This is a genomic window from Allobosea sp. P4_C6, from assembly GCF_056402015.1.
Window position 1 is genome coordinate 1 of the sequence record NZ_JBFUIF010000233.1, and the last position, 1,557, is coordinate 1,557.

Annotated in this window: 2 protein-coding genes; both read right to left on the reverse strand. The window is 63.8% G+C overall.

All coding sequences use genetic code 11. From position 1 onward, the window contains the following. A partial coding sequence (locus AC1DVA_RS28235; RefSeq protein WP_476808107.1) for a hypothetical protein occupies positions 1 to 625 on the reverse strand: 625 nt, incomplete at its 3' end. A gap of 588 nt (positions 626 to 1,213) precedes the next feature. Continuing rightward, positions 1,214 to 1,557: transposase (locus AC1DVA_RS28240; protein WP_476808108.1), on the reverse strand; the 344-nt coding region annotated here is incomplete at its 5' end.

The window sequence follows — 1,557 nt, forward strand, 5'->3', positions numbered from 1 at the left end:
TGTCCTGGCCGCTTGCTCGTGAAAACCAGATGCCGATCGCGCCATAACTGACCAACCAGACGGCGGCCAACCCCAGCAGATCAATTGCGAGAATGCCCAGGAGCGGCCCTGCCACTGTCAACCCGGGCGTCGCTGCGGCCCTCATGCTCAGGCGACGTTGAACATTGCCGAAAAGGCTACCGACAAGCCGCTCCGCGCCCAGCGCCGCAAGGATCGAGAGCAGCAGTATCGAGACGAAGGCAAGAAGTCCCCGACCGCCGCCCGCTTCCACGACGAGTGCCGGAAGCCCCATGAGCCGCCGTCCAAGCTCGGGTAAGGCCTCGACCGCCCGGCTGCTGCGGTCGACAAATGCACTGACCTCGGACTCGACGCTACCGTCTGCCGCATCAGGGATTGTTTCAGGCGGGGTTGCAGCGACCTTGCCCGCAGGAAGGGCCTTCAATTTCACGACGACGGCCTGGCTTATCGCCTCGACCAGGGCGTCATACTGTTCCTTGCTGATGCCAGCAGGCGGGCTTGGGGTTTGCGCAGTGGCCAGCGGCGTGAAAATGCCGAAGGCCAAAAGGAAAAGTAAGCCACGCAAAAGCGCGATCAATTGATGAGGCGTAGGCAGGAGCAGTCGCATTCGTGTTCAGCCAAATCTCAGGAACATCGCTCATCAACGTCTCGATTGACGCTAGCACAGACTACAGGCACGAAGCAGCCCCGCACCACACTTGGCCTGGCTGGGCTTCACGCTCGTGCTGCTTCGCTGCCTCGCGGGGTCAGAATGCCTCTTCATGCGGGGGCTCAATTTCCGACTTCGGGGCGATCGCGGCATACGGAAAGCTGGCCAGCGTCAGTGGTCCACCCTCCTTCGACACTCGGAACGTCCGCTTCCCTATCGCGGCTTAAGTTCAAGAGGCAGCACCGATCGACAGCCGGTTGTACCAGCGGGGATGACGGCAGTGCGGATCGCGTTCAGCTGCGGTCAGTTCTGCTCGGGGGTTATTTCGGTATGAGGTCGCCGCGCGGGGCTCGCGCTTCTCTCCGGTGTCGGCGCGATGGCCGCCCCATGATGGGGTAAGAGGATGAGGCGGACCAATCTTACGGGCGCTCTTGCCGCCGTCGAGCGGCAGAGGCTGCGGACATTACGATCTCGTCTCGCCACCGTCTCCGTGAGGACCTCTCCCTGCCGTGGCAGAACCCGTCGCTGCTCCTGTGCTGGTCGGGGTCAGGCCGCCTGAACGGTGGCTGCCGGGTCGCGACCCCAGCGGAAGTCGGAGCCGTCGACCCACATGCGATGCAGGATCACCGCCAGTCGCCTGGCGACGGCTACGATGGCGCGCCGCATGCCGCGGCGCTGCGCAACCCGAGTGCCCCATGCTTTGAGCCAGAACCAGTGCCGGCTCTGCGTAAGCAGCGTCTGGGCGGCCTCGTACAGCATCGTCCGGAGCATAGTGTCGCCGGACTTGGAGATGTCGCCATCATAGTCGATCTCGCCGGACTGGTGGCGTCGAGGTGTCAGACCAACGTGCGCGCTGACCGCCCTCGAGTGAACAAAGCGCTGCGGCTGAT